The organism is Aeromonas sp. A35_P (assembly GCF_002259925.1).
GTDB lineage: Bacteria > Pseudomonadota > Gammaproteobacteria > Enterobacterales > Aeromonadaceae > Aeromonas > Aeromonas dhakensis.
In genome coordinates this window covers 1-4,541 of sequence record NZ_NEVB01000134.1, presented here as the reverse complement: position 1 = coordinate 4,541, position 4,541 = coordinate 1, and the positions used below count along the sequence as shown (strand labels likewise).

Annotated in this window: 5 protein-coding genes; 2 read left to right on the top strand and 3 right to left on the bottom strand. The window is 65.9% G+C overall.

The features are described from left to right. Together CAK78_RS09430 and CAK78_RS09425 are read left to right on the top strand one after the other, a co-directional pair. A partial coding sequence (locus CAK78_RS09430; RefSeq protein ID WP_094697104.1) for an LpxL/LpxP family acyltransferase occupies positions 1-835 on the top strand: 835 nt, incomplete at its 5' end. Positions 836-945: 110 nt separating this feature from the next. Continuing rightward, the gene (locus CAK78_RS09425; RefSeq protein ID WP_017782756.1) at positions 946-1,806 is read left to right on the top strand and encodes a PA4780 family RIO1-like protein kinase; all 861 of its coding nucleotides are present in this window, start codon (positions 946-948) and stop codon (positions 1,804-1,806) included. On the opposite strand, the gene CAK78_RS09420 is transcribed toward CAK78_RS09425, so the two are convergent. From CAK78_RS09420 to CAK78_RS09410, 3 genes are all read right to left on the bottom strand, one after another. Next, complete coding sequence (locus CAK78_RS09420) at positions 1,800-2,399, bottom strand: GNAT family N-acetyltransferase (RefSeq protein WP_254924740.1); 600 nt, start codon at positions 2,397-2,399, stop codon at positions 1,800-1,802. The two genes, CAK78_RS09425 and CAK78_RS09420, sit on opposite strands and share 7 nt — an antisense overlap. Beyond that, complete coding sequence (locus CAK78_RS09415) at positions 2,396-3,634, bottom strand: GGDEF domain-containing protein (protein ID WP_176452735.1); 1,239 nt, start codon at positions 3,632-3,634, stop codon at positions 2,396-2,398. The genes CAK78_RS09420 and CAK78_RS09415 overlap by 4 nt, the downstream gene beginning before the upstream one ends. A gap of 202 nt (positions 3,635-3,836) precedes the next feature. Further along, positions 3,837-4,331, bottom strand: coding sequence for a prolyl-tRNA synthetase associated domain-containing protein (locus tag CAK78_RS09410; protein WP_176452736.1), 495 nt, complete (start codon positions 4,329-4,331; stop codon positions 3,837-3,839). Positions 4,332-4,541: the final 210 nt, after the last annotated feature.

Below are 4,541 nucleotides of genomic sequence, written 5' to 3'. Positions count from 1 at the left end.
CCATTTGCTGCGCCTGTCCAGGAAGCAGGCCTATATCGCCGACACCAACCTCAAGATCTGCTTTCCCGAGCTTGACGAGGCGGGCCGTCAGGCCCTGTTGCTGAAATCGATCCGGGTGGGGCTCAAGACTTTCATGGGCTTTGCCGAGCTGACCTTGCGCAGCGCCGATCACCTGGCCGGCCGCATCAAGGTGCGCGGCTGGGAGCACATCGAGGCAGAGCGGGCCGCCGGCCGGCCGATGATCTTGGTGGTGCCCCACACCTGGGCGGTCGACATGATAGGCCGCTACTTCGTCATCCAGGGCATGTCCATGTGCACCATGATGAAGAGCGCCAAGGATCAGGTCTTCGACTGGTACATCAACCGCGAGCGGGCCAAGGGGGGCAAGGTGTATGAGCGCAGTGCCGGCATCAAGCCGGCCATCAAGGCCATCCGCGGCGGCGCCAGCTTCTTCTACCTGCCGGATCAGGATCACGGCCGCGAGGCCAGCATCTTCGTGCCCTTCTTCGGCCACCCCAAGGCGACCCTGCCGGCCCTGCCCAAGCTGGTCAAGCTGACCGGCGCCAAGGCGGTGCCCATCCTCGCTTGCTATGACGAGGAGGAGGGCTGCTACCGGCTGGAGATCGAGGCCCCCTTCGATCCCTATCCCGGCACCGATCTGGAGGCCGACGTTCGCGCCATGAACGACATGGTGGAGCAGCAGTTGCGCCAGCACCCGGAGCAGTACATGTGGTTCCTCAAGATCTTCGAGACCATGGAGCATCCCCAGGGGCACGAGGGTTTCTACGAAGAGGGCATTAAGCGGATCCGCGGCGACCTGCCCCCCGAAAACTGACGCAATGGAAGGATCGGCGCCAGGGCGCCGGTGACACGGCACAATCTGGAATAGGCAAGCGCACCGGAAGAGGCTATCTTCGGGAGCGCACACAGGGTGAAAGGGCGGGCATGAAAACTCCAAATCGAATCCAACCTCTGGTTGACGACGGCCTGGTTGACGAGGTGATCAGCCGGCTGATGAGCGGCAAAGAGGCCGATGTTTACGTGGTGCGCTGCGGCGACGAGATCCGCTGCGCCAAGGTGTACAAGGAGGCCGCCAAGCGCAGCTTCAAGCAGGCGGTGGTCTATCAGGAAGGGCGCCGGGTGCGCAGCAGCCGCGATGCCCGTGCCATGGAGAAAGGCTCCAAGTACGGCCGCAAGCAGCACGAAGAGGTGTGGCAGAACACCGAGGTGGATGCCCTGTTCAAGCTGGCTGCCGCCGGCGTGCGGGTGCCGCGGCCTTATGTCTGCCTCGACGGCGTGCTCTTGATGGAGCTGGTGACCGATGCCGATGGCAACGTGGCGCCCCGCCTCAACGACGTGGCCCTCAGCCGCGAACAGGCGCTGGCCGACCACGCTAGGGTGATCCGCTACGTGGTGCGCATGCTCTGCGCCGGCCTCATTCACGGCGACCTGTCGGAGTTCAACGTGCTGGTGGATGAAGAGGGCCCGGTCATCATCGACCTGCCCCAGGTGGTGGATGCCGCCGCCAACAACCAGGCGAAGGCCATGCTGGAGCGGGACGTCGACAACATGCGTAACTACTACGGCATGTATGCCCCCGAGCTGCTCAAGACCCGTTACGCCAGGGAGATGTGGGCCCTCTATGAAGATGGCAAGCTCACCCCCGACAGCGAACTGACCGGGTTGTTCGAAGAGAGCAACGAGCGGGTGGATCTTGACGCCGTACTGCACGAAATCGAGAGCGCCGAGGAGGAAGCCCTGGCCCGCCAGGCGCGGCTGAAGGCGGAGCAGGAGGAGGGCTACTGACGCCCATGCTCCTGCAACCAAGAGACGACTGAGCGCCTGCGGGCGCTCTTTTTATGGCTGCGAGTCAGCGGCGCCTTGCTGGCGGGGGGGTGGGGCTGGATCCGGTAAAAGTTCACCCAGCAGCGATCGCCGGCATGGTAGCGGCGATCCAGCCATTGCCCGCCGGCGGCGGCAATGACCTTGAGGGAGGCGGGATTCGCCTCGTCACAGCTGATGAGCACGGGGCCGGTCAGGACATGGCGTTGCAGCCAGCCGAGCAGGGTGCGGGCCACCCCTTCACCGCGGCGGGAGGGGCGGGTCTCGTAACCGATGTGGCCGAGCCACTGGCGGGTCGCCGGGGTGTCGCCGTGGCGCAGGCGCAAGGTGGCGAGGATCTCCTCCCCCTTGAGGGCAAAATAGGTGGTGGTGGGCGGGTAGTCCGGCGGCAGGCGCTCACCAGCGGCGTGGGCGAGCAGATCCTGCAGCCACTGATCCGGGTCGAATTGCGCCACCTGATAGAGGGGCAGGCCGGCGGCGCCACACTCGGCCACGTAGCGGCGGTAGGCGGGGGCGTCGGTCAGCCGAGCGGCCCGGCACTCGATGACGGCTGTCACGGGTGCAGCTCTGCCGCTTGCAGCAGGCGTGGCTCGCTGTGGTGGGACTCGCGAATGCAGGCGCGCATGCGCCCGCTCTGCTTGGCGGCATAGAGCGCCTGATCCGCTCGCAGATAGGCCTGCTCGAAGCTCTCTCCCGTCTGCAGCGAAGTCAGCCCCATGCTGAGGCCGATGGGGCCGCCAGCCAGCGAGCGGATGGCCTCGGTGACCCCCTGTTGCAGGGTGTGGCAGTAGCCAGGCAGCGTCTGCGGCGTCTCCATCACCAGCAGCGCCAGCTCGTCGCCACCGAGGCGCCCGGCCAGTGCCGCCGGCGGCAGGCTCTCCCGGATCACTCGCCCCACCGCCCGCAGCATGGCATCGCCGGCGGGATGGCCGTGGCGGTCGTTGATCTGCTTGAAGTTGTCCAGGTCGATCAGCAGCAGCTGCCAGGGGCGAGCGCTGCGGCAGGCCCGCGCCGCCAGCTGCTGCTCGAAATGGTGGCGGCTGTCCAGCCCGGTCAGGGCATCCTGGTTGGCGCGCCGCTCCAGCTCGCGCTGGGTGGCGAGCATGGCCTGCTGCTGGCGGGTGTGCACCAGGCTCAGCAGGATGAAGCTGCGGGCAATGGTAAAGAGCAGGCTGAGCAGGATCACCGGGCCGAGCAGGGGGTCGGTCAGGCTGGAGGCAGCCGACTCCGGCCACCACTGATGCTTGGCCATCCTGAGCAGCTGCAGAGCCAGTTGCAGGGCGAGCAGCAGGATGGCGAAGCGCAGCACCCGGTAGGCGGGGGCCAGCCGCTGGTAGCGCCAGAGCTGCCACAGCAGCAGGCCAATCTGCAGCGAGAGCACGCCGGAGAGGGTGATGATCCGGCTGTGCACATCGGCCAGCGGTTGCTGCGAGGCAATCAGGGCAAACAGCAGAAAGCCGGCCAGGGCGAGGAGCGGGCAGAGCCAGCCGAAGCGGTCGGCCTCGCGCCGGAAAAAGTGGCGCAGGCCCCGCTCATAGAGCAGAGGGGTGGCGATGATCAGCAGGTTGGTGAGCAGGATATTGGCAAGGGACGTCTCCCCCGTGAGGGGGCGCAGCAGCAGGCAGCCAAAGGCGGCGGCGATGGCCAGCTCGCTGGCCGACCAGTAGAGCAGGGCGCGCAGCGGTCGCTGGGTATGCCACAGGTAGGCGAAAATGGCCGCGACCCCGACGTGGGACAGGCTGACAAACAGCACCAGGCTCAGCAATTGGGCCGAGGAAAACAGACTCTGCATCAAGGGTGTGGGCTCTTCCTGCCGGTAACGGCGCTGTGGTCTCAGGGCCGGGTGACTGGGGCGGATCACAGCATGAATTGTGCCGTTGAGCAATGGCTTGGATGGTCTGGGCAGGATAGTGCCAACACCACCAGTTGCCGGCGGCTGACACGATTAATCAGGGACGGGGAGTGACGGGGGACATTCCCTGTTCATGTCGACCTCAGTCGACCACCATCGGCAGCCGCATGACGGTGGCTTCCCGGCCGAGGTGGGCCAGCAGACGGCGCACGTCGTCGAGGCGAATAAGCAGGGTGGCGGTATTGACCAGCGGGTGGCACTGCACCCGCTCGGCCTGCCAGATAGTCTCATCCACCACCAGCTCCACCGCGCTCTCACTGTCGCGCACCATGGCGAGCAGGGTGACCGAGCCCGGGGTGAGGCCGAGCACGGATTCCAGTCGCTCGGGCGAGCCGAAGCTCAGCCGCTTGACGCCAAGGGCGCTCGCCAGTGCCTTGAGATCGACCCGGCTCTGCTCAGGGGTCACCACCAGAAACAGCCGCTCGCTCTTGGGGTCGCGCAGGAAGAGGTTCTTGGTCTTGGCGGCGGGCAGGTTGGGCAACAGCCGGCTGGCCTCCTCGCAGGTGAAGACGGGGGCGTGATCGATGCGCTGATAGGGAATGGCCAGCTGATCCAGCAGAGAATAAAGCGCCACCATGACCTCCTGATGTTGGTTGACGAGCGGGGTGAGTCGATGGGTGAACACGGCAGCCACCGGCAGTGCGTGTCCATCTGGCCGAGCATACCAGTTTGCGCCGCCCCTGGCAGCCTGCGTGGCAATGGTAGCCTGCGTGGCAATGGCAGCCTGGCGTGCCAATTGCAGTAAAGCACTGTATGAACGTACAATAGTCCCACACCTACGTTGATC

Coding starts and splice junctions, on each gene's coding strand:
- CAK78_RS09425 (WP_017782756.1), top strand. CDS start 946: ATGAAAACTCCAAATCGAATCCAACCTCTGGTTGACGACGGCCTGGTT.
- CAK78_RS09415 (WP_176452735.1), bottom strand. CDS start 3,634: ATGCAGAGTCTGTTTTCCTCGGCCCAATTGCTGAGCCTGGTGCTGTTT.
- CAK78_RS09410 (WP_176452736.1), bottom strand. CDS start 4,331: ATGGTGGCGCTTTATTCTCTGCTGGATCAGCTGGCCATTCCCTATCAG.